The sequence below is a fragment of the Corynebacterium sp. UMB8791 genome (genome assembly GCF_054166365.1).
In genome coordinates this window covers 17,594-43,557 of the sequence record NZ_JBSZCG010000125.1, presented here as the reverse complement: position 1 = coordinate 43,557, position 25,964 = coordinate 17,594, and the positions used below count along the sequence as shown (strand labels likewise).

The following is a 25,964-nucleotide window of genomic DNA, read 5'->3' as shown; positions in this document are numbered from 1 at the left end:
AGAAAACTTGGCGGGTACACCTGTATAGGGGAAGCGAGCAATCTAGTAAAGAGAATTATTGACTGATATAGCGAGACGCCTTTGTGAAGGTGCTAAAATTCTGACCAGTCTCAGCATAGACAAATACCAATTTCGACATCCTTTAAATTCCGCACAGCGAGGCGGGGAAGGAGGTTCGATGAGTGACAAGCAACGCGTGACGTCTGCGCTATTAAATGAGCGTGACGTTGAGCGAACAATTGCACGCATCGCGCACCAGATCATTGAAAAGAATGCGCTTGATTCGGAGTCTTCAGACACTCCAGTCCTATTGGGTATTCCTTCGGGGGGAGTGCCACTAGCAGAGCGGATCGCGGATGCGATTCAGTCTTTTACCGGGATCACCGTCCCCGTAGGCAGCCTGGATATTACGCTGTACCGAGACGATCTCCGAGACAAGCCTCATAGGGCGCTAATGCCGACGAACATTCCGGTTGAGATCAATAACGCAACCATAATCCTCGTAGATGATGTTTTGTTTTCCGGTCGGACCATCCGCGCGGCACTCGATTCGTTGCGAGATCTTGGTCGACCACGCACTATTCAGCTTGCAGTCCTAGTTGATCGTGGACACCGCCAACTACCAATTCGCGCCGACTACGTTGGCAAGAACATTCCAACCGCCATTGCTGAAGATGTCACGGTGTCTCTGACCCCAATTGATGACATCGATGCGGTGACGCTGACCAAGGAGGTCACCACCGAATGAAGCACCTGATTTCGATCGACGATCTCAGCGTTAACGACATTCACCTCATCATGGATGAGGCAGATCGGTTCCGAGAAACCCTCGAGGGTCGCGAGATTAAAAAGCTCCCAACGCTGCGTGGACGTACGATCTTCACGCTGTTTTACGAGAATTCAACGCGCACGCGCTCCTCATTCGAGACTGCAGGTAAGTGGATGAGCGCTGACGTCATCAATATTTCTGCGTCCTCTTCTTCCGTGAAGAAGGGCGAGTCGCTGAAGGATACGGCCTCGACGATCGCTGCAGTCGGCGCTGACGCCATTGTCGTTCGCCACCCATCGTCTGGTGCAGCGAAACTCATTGCTGACTGGGTTCCTAATGTATCTGTTGTCAATGCGGGCGATGGCCAGAACCAGCACCCGACGCAGGCGCTCCTTGATGCGGTAACAATGCGTCAGAAGATTGGTGAAATCGCCGGCAAGAAAATCATCATTGTCGGCGATATTTTGCATTCAAGGGTCGCACGCTCCAACGTGCAACTGCTGTCGAAGCTTGGCGCGGATGTCGTACTCGTTGCACCACCAACCCTGTTGCCAGTTGGGGCGGAGTACTGGCCATGCCGTATCAGTTACGACTTTGATGCCGAGATTCCAGACGCGGACGTTGTAATGATGCTGCGCGTTCAGGCAGAGCGTATGCATGGCGGGTTTTTCCCATCGCACCGCGAGTACGCCACGCTGTTCGGACTCAGCAAACAGCGAGCACAGCAAATGAAACCCGGCGCCATCATCATGCACCCGGGCCCAATGCTGCGCGGTATGGAAATCAACTTTGATGTTGCAGACCGCGAAAATACTGCTGTACTGCAGCAGGTCTCAAATGGTGTTTATACGCGAATGGCTGTGCTGTTCGCTTTGTTGGCTGGAGAGGATAGCTAGAAATGTCAGTAATTGCATTGACAAACGTTCGGCCATACGGCGAATCCACCGTAAACGTCCTGATCAAAGATGGGCAGATTGCTTCGGTAGGGGAAGACGTCGATACCTCGAAGGCTGACGAAGTACTAGATGGTCAGGGTTGGGTGCTGCTGCCTGGCCTGGTGGACATGCACGTCCACCTCCGTGAGCCGGGCCGGGAAGATACGGAAACCATCGCCACAGGTTCCGACGCAGCTGCGAAGGGCGGTTTTACAGCCGTGTTTACGATGGCTAATACGCGGCCGGTGATTGACCAGCCATTCCTTGCTGAAGCGGTGTGGAACAAGGGGCAAAGCTACGGTAAGTGCGACGTGTACCCGGTTGGATCTATCACGCAAGGGCTTGAGGGCAAGCAGCTCACCGAGATGGGATTGATGTCGAAGTCCCATGTTCGTATGTTCTCGGACGACGGAAAATGCGTAAACGATCCACAAATCATGCGGCGCGCAATTGAATATGCGAAAGCATATGATGTGCTGCTCGCACAACACGCCGAGGATCACCGTCTGACTGAAGACGCCAGCGCTCACGAAGGGCCAATGGCTGCGAAGCTGGGCCTTCGTGGATGGCCGCGCGTAGCTGAAGAATCGATTGTCGCCAGGGACATGATCATGTCGCGCGATTACGGCGGACGTCTCCACGTCTGCCACGCTTCGACGGAAGGAACTGTTCAGCTCTTGCGCCTGGCGAAGCAGCATTCCTCAAAGATTACGGCGGAGGTTACACCGCACCATCTGCTGTTGACAGATGAGAAGCTGGAGACGTTTAACGGAAACTTCCGGGTAAACCCGCCGCTGCGTGAGCACAGAGACACAATTGCGCTTCGTGACGCTTTGCTGAACGGGATTATTGACGTAGTTGCGACGGACCATGCCCCGCACGGTTCGGAAGAAAAGTGTGTGGAGTTTGAACACGCGAAGCCAGGCATGCTGGGGCTCGAGACATCGCTGGCAATCATTGCGCGTGTCTTCGTTGAAGCGGGGTTGGCGGACTGGCGGTTCGTCGCAAAGGTAATGAGTGAGAGACCAGCTGAGATTTTGAGGCTGGAGGACCAGGGGAGACCGATTACTGCTGGCGAACCAGCAAACCTCACCTTGGTCGACCCGAATTCGCCGTGGACGGTAGAGCCGGAAGAGTTGGCGTCGAAAGCCTCGAACACACCATACGAGGGAATGCAGTTCAATGCGCAGGTCAAAATGACGATGCTGCGTGGAGCTATTACGTACCAAGCTGATAACGAGTAAAGGAACTAAACAATATGGTTAATGAACGTATCCCAGCGCTTCTCGTGCTTGGCGACGGAAAGGTTTTTCGAGGCTTCTCATTTGGGGCGAAGAAGCAGGTCTTCGGAGAGGCAGTGTTTAGCACCGCGATGACGGGGTACCAGGAAACGATGACTGACCCGTCCTACCACAAGCAGATCGTGACCCTTACAGCCCCACAGATCGGCAACACCGGTTGGAACGACGAAGACAATGAGTCCCACGACAACAAGATCTGGGCTGCTGGCCTTGTGATCCGCGATCTTTCCACCGTGCACTCGAGCTGGCGCGCAAAGCGCAGCCTTGCAGAACAGATGGAAAACGAAGGTATCCCGGGCGTCTACGGGGTGGACACTCGTACTCTGGTGCGTCATCTCCGCAATCACGGCTCTATTGCGGCAGGAATTTTCGTCGGTGGAGACACCGAGCGTCCAGTCGATGAGCTAGTGAAGCTGGTGAACGAGCAGCCTGCGATGGCTGGGGCAGACCTCAGCGAAGAGGTCTCGACGAAGCAGCCGTACACTATCCCCGCTGAAGGCGAGAAGCGTTACACCGTCGTCGCCTACGACATGGGTATTAAGACTGCTACGCCTATGCAGTTTGCACAACGGGGCATTGAGACCGTCGTGGTGCCGGCAAATACTCAGCTAAAGGATATTGAACAGTACCGACCGGATGGTGTGTTCGTCTCGAACGGTCCAGGAGACCCATCCACCGCAGACGAAATGGTGGCGATTGTTCGCGATATTATCGCTGCTGAGATTCCGTTCTTCGGGATCTGCTTCGGTAACCAAATCTTAGGTCGTGCGCTTGGCCTCGAGACGTACAAGCTGCGCTACGGCCACCGGGGAGTCAACGTTCCGGTGAAGAACCTGCGCACGGGAAAGATTGATATCACGAGCCAAAATCACGGTTTCGCCCTCCGCGGCAAGGAAGGCGACACATTCGAGACAGATTTCGGCCCGGCTTCCATCACACATGTCTGCCTCAACGACGGCACCGTCGAAGGCGTGGCATTGGACAACAACATGGCGTACTCCGTGCAGTATCACCCCGAATCAGCCGCCGGACCGCACGATGCGAACCCGCTGTTTGACCAGTTCATCTCGTTGATGGACTCGAAAAGCCCGAACAACCAGTAACCAGCATTAGAGGAGATTCACACAATGAAGCGCGAAGATATCAACCATGTGATGGTTATTGGCTCCGGGCCAATCGTTATTGGCCAGGCGTGCGAGTTTGACTACTCGGGGACGCAGGCTTGTCGCGTCCTGAAGGAAGAAGGGCTACGAGTCACGCTCATTAACTCGAACCCGGCAACGATCATGACGGACCCGGAGTTTGCGGATCACACCTATGTTGAGCCGATTGACCCAAGCTACATCGACATGATCTTGGCCCGTGAAGCAGAGCAGGGGCATCCAGTCGATGCGATTCTGCCAACGCTCGGCGGTCAAACTGCCTTGAACGCAGCGATCCAACTTGAGCGCCAGGGTATCCTGGCAAAGCATAACGTGGAGCTTATTGGCGCAAACATCGATGCAATTGAGCGCGGTGAGGATCGGCAGAAGTTCAAGGACATCGTCGAGAAGATCGGCGGTGAATCTGCCCGCTCACGTGTGTGCTACTCGATGGATGAAGTCCACGAGACTGTCCAGGAGCTTGGGCTTCCGGTCGTTGTCCGTCCTTCCTTCACCATGGGCGGTCTTGGCTCTGGTCTTGCGTTCACTATGGAGGACCTTGACCGCATCGCAGGTGGAGGACTTGACGCCTCCCCGGAGGCAAATGTGCTGATCGAGGAGTCTATTCTCGGCTGGAAAGAGTTCGAGCTTGAGCTTGTCCGCGACCGCAATGACAACGTCATAGTGGTCGCCTCAATCGAGAACGTTGATGCGCTTGGTGTCCACACAGGTGACTCTGTCACCGTCGCGCCGGCTATGACGCTGACGGATCGGGAGTTCCAGACCATGCGTGATCAGGGTATCGCCATTATCCGCGAAGTGGGCGTCGATACGGGTGGCTGCAATATTCAGTTCGCGGTGAACCCTACTGACGGGCGCATCATCACAATTGAGATGAACCCACGTGTCTCTCGCTCTTCGGCTCTTGCGTCGAAGGCGACGGGCTTCCCGATTGCAAAGATCGCCTCCAAGCTGGCTATTGGCTACACGCTGGATGAGATTCAAAACGACATCACCGGGGTGACCCCAGCCGCGTTTGAGCCGACGCTCGACTACGTCATCGTCAAGATGCCTCGCTTTACGTTCGAGAAGTTCCCTGGATCAGACGAGACGTTGGGCACCTCGATGAAGGCTGTTGGCGAAGCGATGGGCATTGGGCGCAACTACATCCAAGGCTTGAATAAGGTCATGCGGTCAATGGAAGAGAAGCCGAACGGTTTCTGGACGAAGCCGGATAGCTACTTTGCTGAGGGTCGTGAGAATGATGTGGATGCTGTCCTCCAGGATCTGCGCGTCCCGACCGACAAGCGCATGTACGATGTTGAACTCGCGCTGCGCTTGGGCGCGAGCATCGAGCAGGTCTACGAAGCTAGTGGGATTGACCCGTGGTTCCTCGCTGAGTTGGCAGCGCTCGTTGAGTTCCGCCAGGCGCTAATCGACGCCCCCGTTCTCGACGCTGAGCTGCTCCGTGAAGCGAAGGTTTTCGGGCTCTCTGATGCACAGATTGCTGACCTTCGCCCTGAGTTAGCCGGTGAAGATGGCGTACGTTCGCTCCGGTGGTCTCTTGGCGTCCACCCTGTATACAAGACCGTTGATACTTGCGCGGGTGAGTTCGAAGCACAGACGCCGTATCATTACTCCGCTTACGAATGGGATCCTGAGGCAGAGTCTGAGGTTGCCTCCTCCGATAAGGAGAAGGTGCTGATCCTGGGCTCCGGCCCGAACCGCATCGGTCAAGGCATAGAGTTTGACTACTCGTGCGTCCACGCCGCGCTGGAGCTCTCGCGGGTTGGCTACGAGACAGTGATGATCAACTGCAACCCGGAGACCGTTTCCACTGACTACGACACGGCTGACAGGCTCTACTTCGAGCCTCTGACATTCGAAGATGTCATGGAGATCTATCGCGCTGAGTCTCTGTCTGGCACGGTTGCAGGCGTTATCGTGCAGTTGGGTGGTCAGACGCCACTCGGGCTCGCGCAGCGACTCGCCGACGCCGGGGTGCCGGTAGTCGGAACTAGCCCCGAAGCCATCGATTCCGCGGAAGACCGGGGCGAGTTTGGCAAGGTGCTCGACGCTGCCAAACTGCCTGCGCCAGCGTACGGTACCGCCGTTTCCTTCGAAGAGGCACGTCGAGTAGCAAATGAGATTGGATACCCCGTCCTTGTTCGTCCTTCCTACGTGCTGGGCGGTCGAGGCATGGAGATTGTCTACGACGAGCAAAGCCTTGAAGACTATATCAATCGCGCGACCGAACTCTCGCCGGATCACCCTGTGCTTGTTGACCGCTTCCTGGATTCCGCGATTGAGATCGACGTCGACGTGCTCTCGGATGGTAAGGACGTCTACCTCGGTGGCGTCATGGAACACATCGAGGAAGCCGGTATCCACTCCGGCGATTCGGCCTGTGCACTGCCTCCGATGACCATTGGGCCAGAGGACATTGAAAAGGTGCGTCGTTCTGCAGAGGCGTTGGCGCACGGTATCGGCGTTACTGGTCTGATGAACGTACAGTTCGCGTTGAAAGACGACATCCTCTACGTCATTGAAGCCAACCCGCGTGCGTCGCGAACCGTTCCTTTCGTGTCGAAGGCGACCGGCGTACACCTAGCCAAGGCGGCTGCTCGTGTGATGATGGGTGCGACCATCGCAGAGCTGAAGGCCGAAGAGATGATCCCGAGTGACTACGACGGTGGCTCGCTGCCACTTGATCACCCAATCGCAGTGAAAGAGGCCGTGTTGCCGTTCAACCGCTTCCGTCGGCCGGACGGAGCGATGCTCGACACCATCCTTGGTCCAGAGATGAAGTCGACTGGCGAAGTGATGGGCTTAGCGCCGTCGTTCGGAGTTGCCTACGCGAAGGCTGAGGCAGCAGCCTTTGGCGCACTTCCGACGGAAGGCACAGTATTCGTTTCTGTCGCTAACCGTGACAAGAGAACCCTGATTTTCCCAATTCAGCGCCTTTCCACAATGGGATTCAAGATTCTGGCTACAGGCGGCACAGCCCAAATGCTGCGAAGGAATGGGATCCCTTGCGAGATCGTATTGAAGGCCTCAGACGTCCGAAACGGGGCGGAAGGCAAATCGATCGTCGACTGCATTAACGATGGTGAGATTGACCTGATTCTGAACACGCCCGCAGGATCTTCAGGTGCACGCCACGACGGATACGATATCCGCGCCGCAGCCGTTGCACACGGCGTACCACTCATGACGACAGTTCAGGGCGTTACCGCCGCGGTCCAAGGTATCGAAGCGCTTCGTGACAATGAAATCGCTGTCATGAGCCTTCAGGAACTTGAGTCCGAAACTCGGACTGAGAACGGAGATAAGTAGCCGTGTCCTTTGCGCTCGACTTGCACAGTGCTGCCCGTGAACACGGGCAGCTGTGTGTGGGCATCGACCCGCATGCACAGATCCTTGAACAGTGGGGTCTCCCAGATACCGTAGATGGCCTTGCCGCGTTTTCCGATGCCTGTGTTGAGGCGTTTGCTGGCCATGCAGCTGTGGTCAAGCCACAGGTCGCGTTCTATGAACGATTTGGATCCGCAGGCTTCCGCGTCCTAGAGCGACTCATTCAACGCTTCCGGGAGTCACGAACGCTTGTGATAGCAGATGCGAAGCGAGGGGATATCGGTTCGACAATGCAAGGGTATGCCGACGCTTGGCTTCGACCGGGATCGCCCCTAGAAGTGGATGCCCTCACGCTGACTCCGTTTCTTGGCGTTGGTTCCCTTGCCCCTGCAATCAACACTGCTTTCGAGTATGGGAAAGGAGTATTTGTTATGGCTGCTAACTCGAACCCGGAGGCGCTGGAGTTCCAATCTCAACAGATAGACGGTGTAACAATTGCGCAGCAGATGGTTGATGCCTGTGAGGCGCTGAATAGCACGCACCGTTCAGATGTGGGGATTGTGGTGGGGGCGACGCTCTCATACGCGCTTGATCTTTCGAGGTTTACTGGGCCAGTCCTTATGCCAGGCGTTGGCGCACAAGGGGCTAGCTTTAACGACGTTCGTGAGATCGCGGGGAAGAGAATTGGGCAGTTTTATCCCAATATGTCACGTGGGATTCTTACTGCTGGTCCGGACCCAGATGAACTGCGAAAACGTGCCGTTGACCAGGCGAATTGGCAATAGAGATAGCTCGTATTTACCAGATTGCATAATTGCTGGTAGTTTAGTTGCGTCGATGCGTTGACGTGGCTAAACGCCATGCAATACATCATGAAGAAAACTTCCTAGTGCTACACTGGCTCGGAGCCGCTTGCTTAGTCCGGTACTATCGGGGCTGGTAAATCGCGGTCCGGTGCCAAAGCACTGGAGCAATAGAACTACTATCTACATGGAGGAAACCGTGGCACTTCCACAGTTGACCGATGAGCAGCGCAAGGCAGCACTTGAGAAGGCAGCAGAAGCGCGTAAGCAGCGTGCAGAGCTGAAGGCTTCGCTGAAGCGCGGCGACACGAACCTCGCTGAGGTTTTGGAGAAGGCAGCTACCGATGAAATCATCGGTAAGACCAAGGTCTCTGCGCTCCTGGAGGCTCTGCCAAAGGTTGGCAAGGTGAAGGCTCGCGAGATCATGGAAGAGCTTGAGATTGCACAGACGCGTCGTCTGCGCGGTCTGGGTGACCGTCAGCGCCGTGCCCTGCTTGAGCGCTTTGGTTTCTCCGAGGACTAATCCAGTGTCGACTCCCACTTCACGCGGTAATCTCGTAGTTCTGGCCGGCCCGTCAGCGGTAGGGAAGTCAACCGTTGTGCAGCGCTTGCGCACAGAAGTTCCTGAACTGTACTTCTCTGTCTCAATGACAACGCGCGCACCTCGGCCGGGCGAACAGGACGGCAAGGATTACTTCTTTGTTACGCCTGATGAGTTCCAACAGAAGATTGATTCGGGCGAGATGCTTGAGTGGGCAGATATCCATGGAGGGCTCCAGCGCTCCGGTACTCCAGCTTCTCCAGTGCGCGAGGCGTTGGAGGCTGGTCGGCCAGTCCTCGTCGAAGTCGACTTGGTTGGAGCTCGAAACATCAAAGGCTTGATGCCAGAGGCGGCCACCGTTTTCTTGGCCCCGCCGTCGTGGGAAATTCTTGTAGAGCGACTCACTGGCAGGGGCACGGAGACGCCAGAGGTGATCGAGCGTCGTCTGGAAACTGCCCGCAACGAGATTGCGGCGCAGGACGAATTCGACAACGTCGTGGTCAATGACAACATCGATGACGCTGTCGCTGCTATAGTGGACCTTCTTGTGGGGTCTGACGGCCGAGACACTGACAATTAATTGAAGTACAACGAGAAGTAGGTTGAATTGAGCACGATCAACAGCGATCTGTTGCAAGATGGCTCTGCGGGCGACGCGGAAGAAAAAGCATACGACACCCCTGATGGTATTACCGCACCCCCGATTGATGAGCTACTGACGAAGGTTTCGTCGAAGTACGCCTTGGTAATCTTTGCGGCCAAGCGCGCCCGCCAAATCAACAGCTACTACCAGAACTCAGACGAGGGCGTTTTTGAGTTCATCGGGCCATTGGTGACGCCGGAGCCGGGTGAGAAGCCGCTTTCGATCGCGCTTCGTGAGATCAACTCGAGTTTGCTCGAGCACGAAGAGGGCATGTAACTCCCCGCACCCTCATATCACACACTTGCCCCGCAGCGGCTCCCTAATGGAAGCGGCTGCGGGGTTTTGCGTACACTCTTTTGCTATGAACGAAGTGAGCAAGGTAGTCGTTGGCGTTTCGGGCGGTATCGCAGCGTACAAAGCCTGTCAGATTGTTCGCGGATTTCGCGAGCAAGGGGTTGAAGTACGGGTTATTCCGACAGAAAACGCCTTGAAGTTTGTAGGTGCGGCCACTTTTGAGGCGCTGTCTGGCGCTCCGGTAGACACTGATGTTTTTTCGCGCGTTGATGAGGTGCAGCACGTACGAATCGGGCAGGATGCGGACGTCATTGTGGTGGCTCCTGCTACTGCAGACTTTCTGGCGCGCGTGGCTAGTGGGCGCGCTGATGATCTCTTAACTTCCACACTGCTCATGGCAACGTGCCCCGTCGTGCTCGCTCCGGCAATGCATACTGAGATGTGGGACAATCGCGCTACGCAACACAACGTGTCGGTCCTTCGCTCTCGGGGGTACACCGTACTGGAGCCAGCGCATGGGCGGCTGACGGGCAAGGACAGTGGGGCAGGTCGGCTTCTCGACCCCTCGCAGATTGTCAAGCTGACAGAGACCGTGGCTGCTACCGGGCCAATTGAGCAAACGCTCAAGGGCAAAAGAGTGTTGATCAGTGCCGGAGGCACTCGGGAGCCACTTGATCCTGTCCGATTCTTGGGGAATCATTCCTCCGGCAAGCAAGGTTTTGCTCTGGCAGAGATTGCAGCACAAAGAGGTGCCCATGTTGATATCGTCGCGGGTGCCATTGACCACTTGAGCATCCCCGCTGGTGCCGAGATACATCGTGTCACTACTGCTCTCCAGATGAATGAGGCGATGCGCAGCCTTGCTCCACAAGCCGACATCATCGTTATGGCTGCTGCTGTAGCTGATATGAGGCCACGGCATGCGGCGCAGAAGAAACTGAAGAAAGATGATAACAGTCAAGAGCTTTCTCAGGTGGACCTGGTTGCAAACCCCGATATTTTGCAGGGACTTGGTGAGATGAGGAAAGAGGGGCTTACCTCTGCGACGATTGTTGGGTTCGCTGCGGAGACCGATAACGAACTTGAGAACGCCCGGCGCAAGCTGCAGCGCAAGGGAGTGGACGGTCTGATGGTGAATTCGGTGGCGCAGGGAGCTGTCTTCGGTCAGGCACACAATCAGGGGTGGTTCCTTGATAGTTCGGGTCGGGAACAGGCGATTCCGCATGGTACAAAGCTGGAAGTTGCAGTGCACCTGCTGGATAAGGTTGAGTCACTCCACATGTAGAAACGACGTTTGAGTTATTAGACCGAGTGGTCTACTCTAAAGTGCATTGCATCAACGGTTGGCGATGGTACGTCTTCGCTGGCCATTCTCTGTAGGAACGAAAGAGCAAAAGGAAGACCGCTTTGTCTACACGTGATACTGGTACGTACTACCGTTTATTCACCAGTGAATCGGTGACTGAAGGTCACCCCGATAAAATCTGCGACGCAATTTCGGACGCGATTTTGGACGACATGCTCAAGCAGGATCCGTCCTCGCGTGTCGCTGTAGAAACCTTAGTGACGACCGGTCAGGTGCACGTGGTGGGTGAGGTGCAAACCGAGGCTTACTCAAACATCGCCAAGATTGTCCGCGACAAGTTGGTCGGTATCGGGTTTTCCTCGTCGGAGGTGGGCTTTGATGGCCGTACATGTGGAGTGAACATCGCCATCGGCGATCAGTCTGCTGAAATTTCGGACGGCGTTAGTTTTTCTCAGGAGTCGCGCGAGAACGACACCATCGAAGCGCTCAACCAGACAGGTGCTGGTGATCAGGGGCTGATGTTTGGTTACGCTACGAATGAAACCGAAGAGTACATGCCGCTACCAATTGCGCTTGCGCACCGACTTGCGCGACGCTTGACCGAGGTGAGAAAGATGGGCACCGTCGTGGGCTTGCGCCCGGACGGTAAGACTCAGGTGACGTTCGCTTACGACGGCGACACCCCAGTGGCACTGGATACCGTGGTTATTTCCACGCAACACGACCCGGACTTCGTCGGAGAGGAACTCGAGAACGCGCTCCGTACCCATGTGCTCGAGTGGGTAATCGCTGACGCTGGGTTAGAGAAGTTCTACACGGATGACACCAAGCTGCTGATTAACCCTTCGGGTTCGTTTGTGCTTGGGGGCCCGATGGGAGACGCCGGGTTGACTGGGCGAAAGATCATCGTAGACACATATGGTGGCATGGCACGGCACGGCGGTGGTGCGTTTTCCGGCAAGGATCCATCAAAGGTTGACCGCTCTGCTGCGTACGCAACTCGTTGGGTTGCCAAGAATATTTGTGCAGCTGGTTTAGCAGACCGCGTCGAGGTGCAGGTAGCGTACGCGATTGGGCGAGCAACCCCGGTTGGCCTCTACGTTGAGACGTTTGGCACCGCAGCTGAAGGACAGACGAACGAGTCAATTCAGCAGGCTGTGGAGAAGGTCTTTGACCTTCGTCCGGCCGCAATCATCAAAGAACTTGACTTGCTTCGCCCAATTTATGCCCAAACGGCTGCGTACGGTCACTTTGGACGCACGGATGTCGACTTGCCGTGGGAGCGTTTGGACAAGGTAGATGACCTGCGCGCTGCAGCAGGGGTATAAGGCCCGACTGAATGTCGAAGCAGTCCGCAACCTTCCTTCCTGTCGCTAAGGTGCTACCGCAGCTTGGGTTGGCACATCTAGACCGCACCTTTGACTACTACGTAGCTGAAGAGCAGTCAGAAGATGCGCAGCCGGGAACGCGGGTGCGGGTGCGGTTCGCTGGTCGACTTGTTGATGGGTTGATTCTTGGCCGGACGGAGGCCCCTGAGCATGTAGGTAACTTGCGGTTCCTCGAGCGCGTGATTTCATCGGAGGTCGTCGCTCCAATCCAGTTACGCCAGCTTGTCGACGCACTCGCTGAGCGCTATGCCGGCGTCAGGTCTGATATCTATCGCTCAGCGATCCCTCCTCGGCATAAGAAAGCTGAAGAGACAGACACTTCTACACCTTGGGCGGAGCTTGGTGAGGCCACCGAGCCAGATCTTTCGGGATGGAGTACATATCAATACGGTGAATCATTCGTCGATGCTGTGCTTGCCAGAAAGCTAGTGCGAGCAGCGTGGCAGGTTGCACCAGGTGCTCCGTGGGCAGGTCCTGTTGCTGCTTTGGCTGCAAAAGTCGCGCTTGACGGTGGCGGAGCACTCATCGTCGTACCAGACCAGCGAGATGTAGATAGCCTCGAAGCACAGTTGAAGAAGGTGGTCGGGCCTCGGCAGATAAGCACGCTCACTTCTGCACAGGGTCCGCAGGCGAGGTATTCACGATATCTTTCGGCATTGCATGGGCAGGCCCGAATCGTGGTGGGGACTCGCTCAGCCGCGTTTGCGCCGGTACAGGATCTTCGACTGCTTGTGCTCATGGATGACGGCAACGACAATCTTGTTGATCCGCGTGAGCCGTATGTGCATGCTCGCGAGGTCTTGACGACGCGCTCCGCGCTTGAGCACGTCCCTTTAATCATCGGTGGTGTCGCAAGAACTGCAGAAACCCAAATGCTGGTCGAATCGGGTTGGATGCATGGGTTGGAGGCGTCGAAAGGTACGATTCGAGAGCGGATGCCGCGGATCTATGCAGCGGGGGATTCTGACATCGCACTAGAACGTGACCCGCGTGCAAGGCAAGCAAGGCTTCCTTCTGCGGCGTTCCAAGCAGCGAAGCGGGCGCTTGAGCGCAATCGCCCGGTGCTGTTTCAGGTGCCTCGTGCTGGATACATTCGTGCGCTGGCTTGCGGTGATTGCCGCACCCCATCGCGGTGTCGTGCGTGCAATGGACCGCTCGAGTTGCCACAAAGTGGGGATGCATCCGCACCAACCTGCCGGTGGTGTGGCCGCATAGATCCGTCTTATCGTTGTGTTGCATGTGGTTCGCGAAAGCTGCGCGCAGTGGTATTGGGCACAGACCGGACAGCAGAGGAGCTTGGCCGAGCATTTCCTCATGTTCGTGTGCGGAACTCCTCGGGCGAGAAGGTACTCGCTGAGGTTGAGCCTCAGGCACAGCTTGTTGTAGCCACGCCCGGCGCGGAACCCGTAGTGGAAGGCGGGTACGGAGCAGCGGTGCTGATGGATGCGTGGGCGCTGCTGCAACGTCCAGACTTGCGAGCGGCTGAAGAGACATATTCGAGATGGATAGCGGCTGCAGCGCTGGTTGAGCCCCATGAACGCGGCGGGGAGGTCGTCGTGACCGCTGATCCGGGAATTGCGGTTGTGCAGTTCTTCCTGCGCTGGGATCCGTCCGGCTATGCGGCGCTTGAGCTTGGACATCGAAGAGAGGTTTCGTTTCCGCCAGCTGCTCACGTAGCAGTGGTGGACGCACCACGTGTCGCTTTGGAAGATTTTTTCGCACATACGACGCTTCCTTTAGCTGCTGAGTTATTGGGGCCTGTCGACTTACCGAGCGGGGTCTCATTACCTGGCACTTGGGACGAGCAGCAGTTCGGCCCTGCGCAGCGCATGCTGGTGAGGTGCGCAGTGCAAGAACGGAATGAGCTAGGTCGTGCTTTACGGGCTGGAGTGATCAGTAGAGCGACGCGCAAGCAGGATTTACCGCTGCGGGTGCAGGTTGACCCTCTGCATATTGGATAGTGTTGCGCCCGTGGAGCCGAGAGATGGGTAGACTATCGGTCCATGACAGTTCGCAGGCTTCGATTGCTCGGGGATCCTGTGCTCAATGAAGTAGCTCAAGAGGTTACTGAGTTTGGCACTGGGATTCGCACGCTGGTCAATGACATGTTCGACACGATGGATGACGCAGGTGGTGTTGGCTTGGCTGCAAATCAGATTGGCCACAGTCTCAGGGTGTTCGTCTTCGATTGCCAGGGGCTTCGGGGACACATTGTGAACCCGTCGTGGTCGCCGCTTTCTGGGGATAGTCAGCTGGGTACTGAAGGGTGTCTGTCCATTCCCGGTGTTAGGGCCGATGTGGAGCGATATCGCTCCGTAGTCTGCAACGGTGTCGACGCAGAGGGACATCCGTTGTCGATCCTGGGAACAGGACTCCTCGCGCGGTGCATTCAGCACGAGACTGACCACCTTGACGGCGTTGTGTTCTTGGAGCGTCTGTCTGCGGAAGAAAAGAAACAAGCTATGTCACAAGTTCGAACATCAACGTGGTGGAAGGAACGGTAATGCGTATTGTGTTTGCTGGGACGCCAGAACCTGCAGTCGTGGCGCTGGAGGCGTTGCTTCATTCAGAGCATGAAGTAGTTGCGGTGCTCACGCGCCCTGACGCGCCGAAGGGGAGAGGGCGGACGCTTCACCCGTCGCCGGTTAAGAAAGTTGCGCTTGAGCATGGCATTGAAGTACTTGAGCCGAAGACATTGCGTGGTAATGCAGAAATCGTCGAACGTCTACGTGCGATTGCTCCAGATGCGATTCCCGTAGTAGCGTACGGCAACCTTGTTCCACCTGAGCTGCTCGACTTGCCTCAGCACGGGTGGGTGAACCTCCACTTCTCGCTTCTGCCTGAGCTCCGGGGAGCAGCTCCAGTCCAGGCTGCAATCTTGTCGGGATTGACGACGACCGGTGCCACGACATTCCGCATCGATGAGGGACTCGATACAGGTCCAGTTCTGGCTACGTTTGAGGAAGCGATTTTGCCTACCGATACCGCGGACGATCTCTTGACCAGGCTTGCGTACAAGGGTGCTGACTTGCTTGTTGCCACGATGGATGGTCTCGCCAGTGGCAGCATAGTACCGGAACCCCAGCCCGTGGATGGCACATATGCCCCGAAAATTCAGAGCAAGGATGCTCGGATTCAGTGGGATTGTGACGCCGAAGTAGTTGATCGTACGATCCGCGCATACACGCCAGGACCTGGTGCGTGGACAATGCTCGGTGAGCAGCGTGTCAAAATCGGGCCGGTGTCGATTGGTGACTCGGATACGCTTGGCGCGGGCGAAGTGGCCGTCGAAAAGAATCGGGTGCGAGTTGGGACTGGGACAGTCGATGTGATCTTGCAAGAGATACAACCGCCTGGGAAGAAGCGTATGGCTGCAGATGCGTGGGGGCGCGGGCTCGCAACCGAGACTATTGAGGCAGGGGTGAAGTTTGTATGAGCGGAGGGTTCCGATCCCGGTCTGCGGGGCGTCGTAAGCCTGCCGCGGTAAGCAAGAAGACGGCGAAGGTTGCGCAAAAGCGAACCAACCAGCAAGCGCCAAAGGTTGATATTGGTGACCCTGCTCGTGAGGCAGCGTGGTCGACGCTGATGCGCGTCGACATAGACGGGGCGTTCGCGAACTTGGTCTTGCCAGGAATACTCCGTGAACACAAGGTGCGCGGCAAGGATGCTGCATTTGCCACGGAGCTGACGTATGGAGCACTGCGATCGCTCGGAGTGATTGATGCAGTTCTTCAGGAGTGCTCGAGCCGCGCTATTGCTGATCTCGATGCTGAGGTACGCGCAGCTCTGCGATTAGGCGCTTACCAGTTGCTATACACCAGAGTCGGGCAGCATGCCGCGGTTGATACTTCTGTGCGCTTGGTTATCGGCGCTGGGAAACAGGGCGCGAAAGGTTTTGTTAATGCGGTGCTGCGAACGATGAGTCGGCAACCCTCGAAGCACTGGATAGACACCTGCAAGCCCAATGAGCCACTGGAGCGCATCGCGTTCGAGCACGCGCATCCTGTTTGGATTGCTCGTTCTTTTGCAACGGCGTTAGGGGTTGAAGCAGATGATCCGGAGCTGGCCGAGGCCCTCGAAGCTGACTCGGAGCGTCCCATCGTGCATCTTGTCGCACGGCCCGGCGAGATCTCCGCGGAGGAGTTGGCACTCATCACTGGTGGCGACATTGGCAAGTACTCCCCGTATGCCGTGTATTTGCCTGAGGGGAACCCAGGTGAGCTGCAGCCGGTACGTGATGGTTTCGCAGCGGTACAAGACGAAGGCTCTCAGTTGATAGCACGGGCACTTGTCCAAGCGACCGTCGCTGACGACCAGGGACGCTGGTTGGACCTCTGCGCAGGCCCGGGTGGCAAGGCTGCATTCATCGGTTCCTTGGCGGCAATTGATGGTGCACGCGTTGATGCAGTCGAGGTTGCGCCTCACCGTGCGGAGCTTGTGCAGAAGGCGACGAAAGGTTTGCCGGTCAGTGTTCGCACAGGGGACGCGACAACCATTGAGCTCGAGTCTGGATACGACCGAGTGCTTGTCGACGCCCCCTGTTCCGGCCTCGGATCGTTGAGGCGTCGGCCTGAAGCACGCTGGACGAAGCACGAGTCAGATATCGCTTCGCTCACCCAGCTACAGCTCAAGCTGCTCAACACAGCCATTACTGCGACAAAACCTGGTGGCGTAATCGTGTACTCGACATGTTCGCCAGATATTCGGGAGACCAGAGGCATCGTTGACGCTGTGCTGGCCACAGGCGAAGTCGAGGAGTGCGACGCACAGCAACTTGTTGCGCCAATGGAAAACGTCGGTCCACATCGTAGTGTGCAGATGTGGCCACACCGCCACGGAACTGACGCAATGTTCTTCGCAGTTCTTCGCAAGAAAACACTAGGGTAGAGGCATGATTTATATTGCGCCGTCCATCCTCGCCGCGAACTATGCAGCTCTCGGCGAAGATGTTGAGAAAGTTCCGAACGCCGACATGCTCCACGTAGACATCATGGACGGTCATTTTGTGCCGAACCTTTCTTTTGGTCCGGATGTGACCAAAGCAGTCAACGGGGTGACCGACCAGTTTCTCGACATGCACCTCATGATCGAGGAACCTGAGCAGTGGTTCGAGACCTATGCCAACGCTGGTGGTGATCGAATGATTTTCCACGTCGAGGCAACGAATGACCACGTCGCTGCTGCGAAGCAGTGCCGTGAATTAGGCGTGCAGGCGGGATTTGCTATTAAACCGGGCACACCAATCGAGCCATACCTCGACGATCTTGAGCATTTCGAGGAAGTGCTCGTGATGAGTGTGGAGCCCGGTTTTGGCGGACAGAAGTTCATGCCGGAAGTGCTCTCGAAGGTGTTTACCCTGCGTGACCACATTCGCGCTGCTGGCTTGTCCACGGTAATTGGGATCGATGGTGGCATCGCCAACTCCACAATTGCTCAGGCGGCCGAGGCCGGTGTGGACGCCTTCGTGGCTGGATCCGCAGTATTCGGCGCAGATAATCCCGCTGAAGCAGTAGATACGCTGCGTCGGATGGCAAAGGAAGCGGCTGGCGTCGCGTGATCGAAGCAGCTATCGCAGCAGGGGATGCAGTCCGCGGGACTACGAGTCCCAATCCACCAGTTGGATGTGCGTTGTATAGCCCAGACGGAGTTCTAGTCGCTACCGGTGCGACGGCCCCCGTCGGCGGGCCACATGCGGAGGTTCAAGCACTTCGTAAGGCAGGAGCTCGTGCAGAAGGCGCTACAGCCGTTGTCACGTTGGAGCCGTGTAACCACACTGGACGAACTGGCCCGTGCACAGAGGCACTGATTTCTGCGGGTGTTGCCAAGGTTGTGTATCTCACGGCTGACCCGAATCCTCTCGCTACAGGCGGTGCTCAGCGGCTTGAAGCCGCGGGTATCGACGTCCGCTTCGAGCCTTACCGCGTTGAAGCCCTTCAGCCTTGGATTTCCTCCATACGCCACAATCGGGTCAGCGTGACCGCGAAGTTTGCGATGACGTTGGATGGGTTCACCGCAGCGATTGACGGCTCCAGCAAGTGGATTACCGGACCTGAGGCGCGCCAGTTCGTGCACCGTGACCGCGCTCAACGCGACGCCATCATCGTTGGGACCGGAACCGCGATCACTGACAATCCTTCGCTCACCGCGCGTAGACCGGATGGAAGCCTGTATCCGCACCAGCCTCGCCGCGTTGTAATCGGCACGAGAGAAGTGCCCGAAGGAAACTTACGCGAGCTAGGCTTTTTGCAGTATCCGACCCCTGAGGCAGCATGCGCAGAACTTTGGGAACTTGGCTGCCGTGACGTACTTGTTGAGGGTGGAGCGAATCTCCTCAGCAGCTTCTTTACCCGCGGTGTTGTCGACCGGGTGCAAGCATATATTGCGCCAAAACTGCTAGGCCAAGGTCGCTCGGTGCTGGACGCTGCACTGGCGCGTACGATAGGCGACGCATTCGAATTTAAGATCTGCGACGTGCACCAACTTGGCGAGGACGTATTGATAGAAATGGAGACTGCATAGTGTTTACAGGACTGGTTGAGGAAGTTGGTTCGGTGGCGTCAATCGAGCCACTCGACGACGCAGTTCGGATCCGTATCGGCGCAGAGACCGTACTTGCAGGAGTGGAACTTGGAGACTCGATTGCTGTCGACGGGGTGTGTCTCACAGTAGTTGAGGCCACAGAAAATTCTTTTACTGCAGACGTCATGCTTGAAACTTTGCGTCGTTCCCGTATCGGTGAATACAAGGAAGCAACCCTGGTCAATCTTGAGCGCGCACTAGCAGTGGGAGACCGACTTGGTGGTCACATTGTGCAGGGGCACGTCGATGCAGTGGCGACACTTCAACATCGCTCGCCTGGTGAGCACTGGGACGTACTGCGGTTTTCGCTCCCTGAAAAAGTACGAAAGTACGTGGTGGAAAAGGGCTCTATCACGATCAGCGGGATCTCGTTGACCGTCTCTGCAGTAGGAGATGGTTGGTTTGAAGTTTCGCTCATCCCTGCGACCCTACAGGCGACAACCGCAGGCTCATGGAAATCAGGTGATTCGGTCAACATCGAAGTCGATATCATTGCCAAATACGTTGAGAACATGGTGAGGCACTAACATTGGGTTCCATGAATGCTCCTCAGGACTCCGTTGGACGTAATTCGCAGCTAGACACCGTCGAAGATGCAGTAGCAGCTATTGCTCGCGGTGAAGCAGTCGTTGTTGTTGACAACGAGGATAGGGAGAACGAGGGGGACCTCATCTTCGCCGCCGAGTTCGCAACCCCAGAGCTCGTAGCGTTTATGGTGCGATACACCTCCGGATACATTTGCGTCCCGCTCGAGGACGAGCGCGCAGATGAACTGCAGTTGCCACCGATGGTGGCGCACAACGAAGATGCACGAGGTACCGCCTATACGGTCACTGTCGATGCAGCGACAGGATCGACAGGTATTTCCGCAGCATCGAGAGCTGAGACTATTCGACGCCTCGTCGATACGAAGTACGGGCCGCACGACTTCACTCGTCCGGGCCATATCGTGCCTCTGCGCGCACGCAAGGGAGGGGTGCTCACGCGGGATGGACATACCGAGGCCTCAATCGATCTCGCGCGCTTGGCAGGACTTACTCCGTGCGGTGTGCTCTGCGAAATTGTGTCCGAGGAGGATCCGACGGATATGGCGCGGTTTGATGAACTGCGCAAGTTCAGCGACCGGCACGGTCTCAAGATGATCTCCATCGAGCAGCTTATTGCTTATCGACGCCGCCATGAGATGACAGTCGAGCGCACTGTCGAAACCAAGTTGCCGACCGAGTTCGGTACGTTTGCCGCGTACGGTTATCGCAATCGCATCGATGGTTCCGAGCACATCGCATTGGTAGTCGGGGACGTCGCGAACTGTGACGATGTACTTGTGCGGGTTCACTCCGAGTGCTTGACGGGGGATGCCTTTGCGTCGAAGCGGTGCGACTGTGGTCCGCAGCTCCACGAGTCGATGCGTCGGATTCAAGAAAAGGGTTGTGGTGTGCTCGTGTATGTTCGCGGGCACGAAGGTCGCGGTATCGGTCTCCTCGCCAAGCTCGAGGCCTATCGCCTGCAAGACCAGGGCCTTGACACCGTTGATGCCAACCTTGAGCAGGGGCTGCCCGTCGATGCCCGCGAGTATTCGGTTGCCGGACAGATTTTGAAAGACCTTGGTATCATTTCGCTTACACTGTTATCCAATAATCCGGAAAAGGTGGAAGCGCTCAGCGGCTTCGGTCCGATCGTGAAAGAGCGGGCTCGAATCGAAATTGTGCCTACTCACGAGAACATCCGGTATTTACGAACCAAGCAGTTGCGCATGGGGCATGATCTCCCGTTGGCTGCTTCGTGGACTGAGCAGGAGGACGATTAGATGGCAAGTGTCGGTGCACCTGATGCGCAGACGATAAGTGGCGAGGGCTATACAGTCGCCATTGTTTCGACACTGTGGAACCAGAAAATCGTGGAGCGTCTCCGGGACCGGGCGATCTCGACTGCCCGAGAAATGGGTGCTAAGTATGCGGAATTTACCGTCGCTGGCGCGTTAGAATTGCCGGTTGTGGTGCAGGCCTGTGCTCAGCGTTACGACGCTGTCGTAGCGCTAGGGTGCGTAATTCGAGGTGAGACGGCGCACTTTGAGTATGTTTGTGACTCGGTGACCGCAGGGTTGACCCGCATCGCACTCGACGAATCAACGCCGGTCGGAAACGGAGTACTCACCGTCGAAGAAGAAGACCAGGCCTACGAGCGTGCTGGTGGAGAGGACGCGAAGGAAGACAAGGGCGCGGAAGCCGTGCAGGCAGCAATCGGTGCCCTCATCGAGCTTGAAAAAGTCCGAGCGACCCCGAAGAAAGATTCATAACTGAAAGAACGTAGCGTGTGCTACGGCAGCGAGGAGTAAAGAGTAGTGAGCGAAGAACAGTCGGTTGCACGCAAGATTGATGAAGCGGAGCTTGCATACCTCAACGCACTAGACCCACATGCTTCGATCTCGACTAAGCCGTGGGAGCTGACGATTCGGTCCCCATTTCTGAAGAAAGTCGCAGCTGTATGCATTCTTGTGCTGATGGCCGTGCACATCTTCATGGCCGCTGTCGTTGACGTGGAATTTTCGGGCCTCACAATTACGTGGCTCGACAAGTTTGCTTTCGTTGGAGTCGGTATCATCCTCTCGATTCTGACCTGGCTGGTGTTGACGCGGCCGTGCGTCCAGGTCAATGAGGACGGCGTCGAGGTAGCCAACATTATCGGGACGCGATTTTATCCCTGGCTAGTTATCTACGGGCTTTCGTTCCCAAAGGGCGCCCGAATGGCCCGGCTAGAGCTTCCGGACTTTGAATACGTTCCGCTGTGGGCGATTCAGGCTGCAGATAAAGAGTTAGCGTTGCAGGCAGTTGCGGAGTTCCGCGAGCTCGAAGCTAAGTACATGCCGTCAGAATAGGGAGCGCGGAGCGTCTTGGCTGATCCCACTTCCTACCGTCCGGCTCCAGGGACGATCCCCACCGACCCAGGTGTTTATAAGTTTCGCGACCCTCATGGTCGCGTCGTCTACGTCGGTAAGGCGAAGAACCTGCGAGCTCGACTCAGCAACTATTTCCAGCCTCCGGCGCAGCTCCATCCGCGAACGCGCCAGATGGTTTTTACCGCCAGCTCCGTGGAGTGGACCGTTGTAGCGAGCGAAGTCGAGGCGCTGCAGCTTGAGTACACGTGGATCAAGAAATTTGATCCCTGGTTCAACGTCATGTACCGGGATGACAAGACGTATCCCATGCTCGCTGTGAGCGTGAAAGAGCGCTACCCCCGGGCATTCTTCTACCGGGGGCCGAAACGAAAAGGTGTCCGCTACTTTGGGCCGTTCTCGCACGCGTGGGCCGTACGCGAAACGCTTGATCTATTGACGAGAGTGTTTCCGATTCGTACCTGTTCGAACGGTGTGTTTAATCGACATGAGTCGCTCGGGAGACCATGCCTGTTGGGCTACATCGATAAGTGTTCGGCACCGTGCGTACAACGTGTTGATCAACAGGAATATGACGAGATTGTTGCCGGGTTCCTCTCGTTTATGGGCGGACGAACAGAGCACGTTGTCAGATCCCTCAAGCAGCAAATGGCTACTGCGGCAGAACAACTCGAGTTTGAAAAGGCAGCGCGTCTTCGCGATGACCTTGGCGCACTGGACAAAGTGATGGAGCGCCAAGCCGTAGTGCTCAGCAGTGATACGGATGCTGACATCATTGCTATGGACAGCGATGAGCTGGAAGCAGCTGTGCAAATCTTTAACGTTCGTGGTGGTCGCATTCGTGCCCAGCGAGGCTGGGTCGTTGAGAAGACCGGCGACGAACCCGGCAGTTTGGACCGGTTAGAAGAGGGGGAAAAGGACCCTGCAGTTCCCACACTGATGCAGGACTTTCTGGTTCAGTACTACTCAGATGCCGTTGAGCGTGACGCCCAGGAGCGAAAAGAAGACCTGCAAATTACAGAGCAATTCCGACGAAGGGGCGTCGATAAGCAATCGCATCGCGAAGCGGTGCCGAGTATTCCGGTGCCGCGTGAAATCCTTGTTGCGGAACTTCCAGAAGAGTTGGCCGACGTCTCTACGCTATTGACACAGCTTCGAGGTGCGCAGGTTGACATCCGCGTGCCGCAACGTGGCGACAAGGCAGCGTTGCTGGAGACAGTCCACCGCAATGCCGCTGAAGCACTCCATCAGCACAAGCTGAAACGCGTAGGCGATCTCACTGCCCGTTCACAGGCATTGCAGGATATTCAGTCGGCGCTTGGCATGGATGAAGCTCCGTTACGAATTGAGTGCACCGACATTTCTCATATTCAGGGCACAGACGTTGTGGCGTCGCTGGTTGTGTTTGAAGATGGTCTGCCGAAGAAGAACGATTACCGGCGATACCAAATTAAAGAAGCAGCCGGCGATGGGCGCTCCGATGATGTTGGATCGATAGCTGAGGTCACTCGACGGAGGTTTAAGCGCTACCACGAGGACAAACTCGCCAATCCCGACGAAGAAGTAAGCAAGATGATGTTTGCGGAGGAGGCGAGTGAGGTTGCTTCCACTGGCAATCAACGATTTGCCTATCCACCACAACTGTTTATCGTCGACGGCGGAAAACCACAGGTAAACGCAGCACAGGCAGTATTCGATGAGCTTGGCATCGTGGATGTGCAGCTCATCGGGCTGGCAAAGCGACTGGAAGAGATCTGGGTTGCCGATGACGATGAACCAATCATTTTGCCCAGAAACTGCGAGGGTATGTACCTGCTGCAACAGATACGAGACGAGGCTCACCGCTTCGCGATCACCTATCACAGACAGCAGCGTTCGAAACGGATGAGAGCATCAGTACTGGACAACGTACCGGGGCTGGGGCCTGCTCGGCGAAAAGAACTGGTGAAGCATTTCGGCAGTGTCAAACAGATTCGCAAGGCTTCGCTTGAGCAATTGCAGGAGGTAGCGGGGGTCGGGCCGAAGTTGGCAGAGACGATTTACGAGCACCTACACAAGGACATCGAAGCCTAGCTAGTATGGGCCTATGACTTCGCCTTTATTACCTGCATCCGAATCTCGTCGCCCTGTGATAATCACCGGGCTTTCTGGTGGTGGTTTGTCGACTGCCGCGAAAGTTTTTGAAGATAAGGGATACTTCGTTTCCCAGAATCTGCCTCCGCAGCTCATTCTCGATCTTGTCGAGATGTCAACTGCGGACGATTCCCCCGTTGACCATCTTGCTGTAGTCACTGATGTACGTGCCAGGATGTTCAATGGCTCGTTAATGGAGACGATTGAGGCGATTGAGGCAAAAGGCCTATCTCCGTTCATCTTATTTCTCGACGCCCGCGATGAAGTCCTTATCCGCCGATTCGACAGTGTGCGACGTACGCACCCGTTGCAGGGCAATGACACGCTGAAAGAGGGGATCGAACGGGAGCGAAAGGAGATCGCCCCGGTTCGGGAGCGTGCAGATCTCATTATTGATACGACACACCTCTCAGTTCACGACCTGCGTCGGTCGATTGAGGCCTCTGTTGGCGACCTCTCTGCACCGAAACAGCACGTCACCGTGGAGTCGTTTGGGTTTAAACACGGGACCCCTCGTGATGCGGATTTAGTGTTGGACGTACGGTTTTTGCCAAATCCGTTTTGGATCCCCGAGCTTCGGGAGTTTCGAGGTATCGATGCACCAGTCGCAGACTATGTTCTGTCGCAGCCTGGAGCGAAGGCATTCGTCGATAACTTCTTGACAATGCTGAAGGATATGCTCAAGGGCTACCGTCATGAAGGTAAGGACTTTATCACTGTTGGGATCGGCTGTACTGGCGGGCACCACCGGTCAGTCGCAATTTCGGAGGAGATTGTACGCAGGCTTCGGGAGTCCGATGACGTGGACGTCAACGTCTTGCACCGTGACTTGGAACGCAACTAGCTGCTCTTTATCGTTGGAAAGAAGCACTGATTAAATTATGGGACCTGCATTTACTTGCCTTGGGGGAGGGCACGGTTTATACCAAACACTATTGGCGGCGCGGGCGGCTGAGGCTCGAGCCATCCACGCCGTGGTAACAGTTGCTGACGACGGAGGCTCATCCGGTCGGCTACGCCGTGAGATGGATATCATTCCGCCTGGTGACCTGCGGATGGCGCTCTCAGCCCTGACCGCGGATGACGAAGATGGCGCTCTGTGGAGAGATACATTACAACACCGATTTGGCGGAAATGGAGCGATGGCAGGGCACGCAGTTGGCAATCTGCTCCTTGCCGGACTAAGCGAGGAACTCGGCGATATTCAGCAAGCGTTGGACGTCATCGGCTCATGGACAGGCGCACAGGGCAGGGTTGTTCCTATGAGTCCTATGCCTCTCGACATTGAGGCCGATGTCGCGGGGTTAGACGACGACCCCCGTGTTTTGCGTTCTGTTCGCGGTCAAGTTGCCGTTGCCACCACACCCGGAACTGTGCGACGCGTCCGCCTTTTGCCCCACAATCCTCCCGCAACCGACGAAGCAGTGCAGGCGATCATGGACGCAGAAGTGGTGACAATCGGGCCTGGATCGTGGTTTTCGTCGGTTATTCCGCATCTACTCGTTCCGGACATTGTCCGCGCGTTGAATGAGACGTCCGCGTTGGTAGTTGTAGTGCTGAATCTTTCTCCGGAGGCAGGAGAGACACCGGGATTTAGCACGGAACGCCATATTCATGTCTTCGAGCAGCACGCTCCGAACCTGCATGTTGATGTGTTCCTGGCTGATAACTCAATTAGCCCGACGGAGGGCGAACGCGTTCATCTCGGGCGAGCCGCGGATCGCGTGGGTGCAACTGTATTGTTCCGAGATATTCATGAAGTTGATGATCAGTACCGCAACACAAACCGGCATGATCCACGCAAGCTTGCACATGAGCTGCTATCTCTCGTTCGTGATTTTCACGCATAACGTGCGCTACACTAATCCACCGATGTTTTTGTA

The 25,964-nt window shown here is 56.3% G+C and carries 24 protein-coding genes; all 24 read left to right on the top strand.

Annotation, left to right across the window (positions count from 1 at the left end):
* Positions 1–178 precede the first annotated feature (178 nt).
* The 24 genes from pyrR (at position 179) to ACXIUA_RS07515 (ending at position 25,931) form a co-directional block, all read left to right on the top strand.
* Positions 179–748, top strand: a complete 570-nt coding sequence (gene pyrR / locus ACXIUA_RS07630) for a bifunctional pyr operon transcriptional regulator/uracil phosphoribosyltransferase PyrR (RefSeq protein ID WP_070362399.1) — start codon at positions 179–181, stop codon at positions 746–748.
* A complete protein-coding gene (locus ACXIUA_RS07625) occupies positions 745–1,665 on the top strand; it encodes an aspartate carbamoyltransferase catalytic subunit (protein ID WP_070362400.1) in 921 nt (306 codons plus the stop codon). The genes pyrR and ACXIUA_RS07625 overlap by 4 nt, the downstream gene beginning before the upstream one ends.
* Before the next feature lie 2 nt (positions 1,666–1,667).
* On the top strand, positions 1,668–2,948 hold the full coding sequence (locus ACXIUA_RS07620) for a dihydroorotase (protein WP_070362401.1): 1,281 nt from the start codon (positions 1,668–1,670) through the stop codon (positions 2,946–2,948).
* Positions 2,949–2,962: 14 nt separating this feature from the next.
* Positions 2,963–4,108 carry a glutamine-hydrolyzing carbamoyl-phosphate synthase small subunit gene (gene carA / locus ACXIUA_RS07615; RefSeq protein ID WP_421629238.1) on the top strand — a complete coding sequence of 382 codons (1,146 nt, stop codon included), beginning with the start codon at positions 2,963–2,965 and terminating at the stop codon, positions 4,106–4,108.
* Between the two features lie 24 nt (positions 4,109–4,132).
* Positions 4,133–7,483: a carbamoyl-phosphate synthase large subunit gene (gene carB / locus ACXIUA_RS07610; protein WP_457976499.1), complete on the top strand. Its 3,351-nt coding sequence runs from the start codon at positions 4,133–4,135 to the stop codon at positions 7,481–7,483.
* 2 nt (positions 7,484–7,485) lie between these two features.
* Positions 7,486–8,286, top strand: coding sequence for an orotidine-5'-phosphate decarboxylase (pyrF, locus tag ACXIUA_RS07605; protein WP_256005037.1), 801 nt, complete (start codon positions 7,486–7,488; stop codon positions 8,284–8,286).
* Between the two features lie 217 nt (positions 8,287–8,503).
* Positions 8,504–8,827, top strand: a complete 324-nt coding sequence (gene mihF / locus ACXIUA_RS07600) for an integration host factor, actinobacterial type (RefSeq protein ID WP_070363511.1) — start codon at positions 8,504–8,506, stop codon at positions 8,825–8,827.
* Positions 8,828–8,831: 4 nt separating this feature from the next.
* Positions 8,832–9,425 carry a guanylate kinase gene (gene gmk, locus ACXIUA_RS07595; RefSeq protein WP_457976498.1) on the top strand — a complete coding sequence of 198 codons (594 nt, stop codon included), beginning with the start codon at positions 8,832–8,834 and terminating at the stop codon, positions 9,423–9,425.
* Positions 9,426–9,461: 36 nt separating this feature from the next.
* Positions 9,462–9,764 (top strand): DNA-directed RNA polymerase subunit omega, encoded by a 303-nt coding sequence (gene rpoZ, locus ACXIUA_RS07590; protein ID WP_240492815.1) that lies wholly within the window; start codon positions 9,462–9,464, stop codon positions 9,762–9,764.
* An 85-nt stretch (positions 9,765–9,849) separates the two neighbouring features.
* Entirely contained in the window at positions 9,850–11,067 is a 1,218-nt protein-coding gene (coaBC, locus tag ACXIUA_RS07585) for a bifunctional phosphopantothenoylcysteine decarboxylase/phosphopantothenate--cysteine ligase CoaBC (RefSeq protein WP_256005035.1), read from the top strand.
* A gap of 122 nt (positions 11,068–11,189) precedes the next feature.
* Positions 11,190–12,416, top strand: coding sequence for a methionine adenosyltransferase (gene metK, locus ACXIUA_RS07580; protein WP_070477058.1), 1,227 nt, complete (start codon positions 11,190–11,192; stop codon positions 12,414–12,416).
* A gap of 11 nt (positions 12,417–12,427) precedes the next feature.
* Positions 12,428–14,437, top strand: coding sequence for a primosomal protein N' (locus ACXIUA_RS07575; protein WP_457976497.1), 2,010 nt, complete (start codon positions 12,428–12,430; stop codon positions 14,435–14,437).
* 42 nt (positions 14,438–14,479) lie between these two features.
* On the top strand, positions 14,480–14,980 hold the full coding sequence (def, locus tag ACXIUA_RS07570) for a peptide deformylase (protein ID WP_256000212.1): 501 nt from the start codon (positions 14,480–14,482) through the stop codon (positions 14,978–14,980).
* Positions 14,980–15,912, top strand: coding sequence for a methionyl-tRNA formyltransferase (fmt, locus tag ACXIUA_RS07565; protein WP_070362411.1), 933 nt, complete (start codon positions 14,980–14,982; stop codon positions 15,910–15,912). Before def ends, fmt begins: the two co-directional genes overlap by 1 nt.
* Entirely contained in the window at positions 15,909–17,363 is a 1,455-nt protein-coding gene (locus tag ACXIUA_RS07560; protein ID WP_070362412.1) for an RsmB/NOP family class I SAM-dependent RNA methyltransferase, read from the top strand. The genes fmt and ACXIUA_RS07560 overlap by 4 nt, the downstream gene beginning before the upstream one ends.
* A gap of 4 nt (positions 17,364–17,367) precedes the next feature.
* Positions 17,368–18,033 (top strand): ribulose-phosphate 3-epimerase, encoded by a 666-nt coding sequence (gene rpe, locus ACXIUA_RS07555; protein WP_070362413.1) that lies wholly within the window; start codon positions 17,368–17,370, stop codon positions 18,031–18,033.
* Positions 18,033–18,995 (top strand): bifunctional diaminohydroxyphosphoribosylaminopyrimidine deaminase/5-amino-6-(5-phosphoribosylamino)uracil reductase RibD, encoded by a 963-nt coding sequence (gene ribD / locus ACXIUA_RS07550; protein ID WP_143000882.1) that lies wholly within the window; start codon positions 18,033–18,035, stop codon positions 18,993–18,995. The genes rpe and ribD overlap by 1 nt, the downstream gene beginning before the upstream one ends.
* Entirely contained in the window at positions 18,995–19,582 is a 588-nt protein-coding gene (locus ACXIUA_RS07545; RefSeq protein ID WP_070362415.1) for a riboflavin synthase, read from the top strand. The genes ribD and ACXIUA_RS07545 overlap by 1 nt, the downstream gene beginning before the upstream one ends.
* Positions 19,583–19,593: 11 nt before the next feature.
* Positions 19,594–20,862 (top strand): bifunctional 3,4-dihydroxy-2-butanone-4-phosphate synthase/GTP cyclohydrolase II, encoded by a 1,269-nt coding sequence (locus ACXIUA_RS07540; protein WP_457976496.1) that lies wholly within the window; start codon positions 19,594–19,596, stop codon positions 20,860–20,862.
* Entirely contained in the window at positions 20,863–21,351 is a 489-nt protein-coding gene (ribH, locus tag ACXIUA_RS07535) for a 6,7-dimethyl-8-ribityllumazine synthase (protein WP_071572598.1), read from the top strand.
* A 45-nt stretch (positions 21,352–21,396) separates the two neighbouring features.
* Positions 21,397–21,930 (top strand): PH domain-containing protein, encoded by a 534-nt coding sequence (locus tag ACXIUA_RS07530; protein WP_252930861.1) that lies wholly within the window; start codon positions 21,397–21,399, stop codon positions 21,928–21,930.
* Positions 21,931–21,945: 15 nt separating this feature from the next.
* Positions 21,946–24,021 (top strand): excinuclease ABC subunit UvrC, encoded by a 2,076-nt coding sequence (uvrC, locus tag ACXIUA_RS07525; protein ID WP_256008153.1) that lies wholly within the window; start codon positions 21,946–21,948, stop codon positions 24,019–24,021.
* A 13-nt stretch (positions 24,022–24,034) separates the two neighbouring features.
* The gene (gene rapZ, locus ACXIUA_RS07520; protein ID WP_070477070.1) at positions 24,035–24,925 is read left to right on the top strand and encodes an RNase adapter RapZ; all 891 of its coding nucleotides are present in this window, start codon (positions 24,035–24,037) and stop codon (positions 24,923–24,925) included.
* Positions 24,926–24,962: 37 nt separating this feature from the next.
* Positions 24,963–25,931 (top strand): gluconeogenesis factor YvcK family protein, encoded by a 969-nt coding sequence (locus tag ACXIUA_RS07515; RefSeq protein WP_070976866.1) that lies wholly within the window; start codon positions 24,963–24,965, stop codon positions 25,929–25,931.
* The last annotated feature ends 33 nt before the right edge of the window (positions 25,932–25,964 follow it).

What these genes read in the sequence shown, in the direction of transcription:
- carA (WP_421629238.1), top strand. Translation starts at nt 2,963, where the DNA reads ATGGTTAATGAACGTATCCCAGCGCTTCTCGTGCTTGGCGACGGAAAG.
- carB (WP_457976499.1), top strand. Translation starts at nt 4,133, where the DNA reads ATGAAGCGCGAAGATATCAACCATGTGATGGTTATTGGCTCCGGGCCA.
- coaBC (WP_256005035.1), top strand. Translation starts at nt 9,850, where the DNA reads ATGAACGAAGTGAGCAAGGTAGTCGTTGGCGTTTCGGGCGGTATCGCA.
- ACXIUA_RS07620 (WP_070362401.1), top strand. Translation starts at nt 1,668, where the DNA reads ATGTCAGTAATTGCATTGACAAACGTTCGGCCATACGGCGAATCCACC.
- fmt (WP_070362411.1), top strand. Translation starts at nt 14,980, where the DNA reads ATGCGTATTGTGTTTGCTGGGACGCCAGAACCTGCAGTCGTGGCGCTG.
- def (WP_256000212.1), top strand. Translation starts at nt 14,480, where the DNA reads ATGACAGTTCGCAGGCTTCGATTGCTCGGGGATCCTGTGCTCAATGAA.
- rpe (WP_070362413.1), top strand. Translation starts at nt 17,368, where the DNA reads ATGATTTATATTGCGCCGTCCATCCTCGCCGCGAACTATGCAGCTCTC.
- ACXIUA_RS07575 (WP_457976497.1), top strand. Translation starts at nt 12,428, where the DNA reads ATGTCGAAGCAGTCCGCAACCTTCCTTCCTGTCGCTAAGGTGCTACCG.
- ACXIUA_RS07540 (WP_457976496.1), top strand. Translation starts at nt 19,594, where the DNA reads ATGAATGCTCCTCAGGACTCCGTTGGACGTAATTCGCAGCTAGACACC.
- ACXIUA_RS07560 (WP_070362412.1), top strand. Translation starts at nt 15,909, where the DNA reads ATGAGCGGAGGGTTCCGATCCCGGTCTGCGGGGCGTCGTAAGCCTGCC.
- rapZ (WP_070477070.1), top strand. Translation starts at nt 24,035, where the DNA reads ATGACTTCGCCTTTATTACCTGCATCCGAATCTCGTCGCCCTGTGATA.
- ribH (WP_071572598.1), top strand. Translation starts at nt 20,863, where the DNA reads ATGGCAAGTGTCGGTGCACCTGATGCGCAGACGATAAGTGGCGAGGGC.
- ACXIUA_RS07625 (WP_070362400.1), top strand. Translation starts at nt 745, where the DNA reads ATGAAGCACCTGATTTCGATCGACGATCTCAGCGTTAACGACATTCAC.
- ACXIUA_RS07515 (WP_070976866.1), top strand. Translation starts at nt 24,963, where the DNA reads ATGGGACCTGCATTTACTTGCCTTGGGGGAGGGCACGGTTTATACCAA.
- pyrR (WP_070362399.1), top strand. Translation starts at nt 179, where the DNA reads ATGAGTGACAAGCAACGCGTGACGTCTGCGCTATTAAATGAGCGTGAC.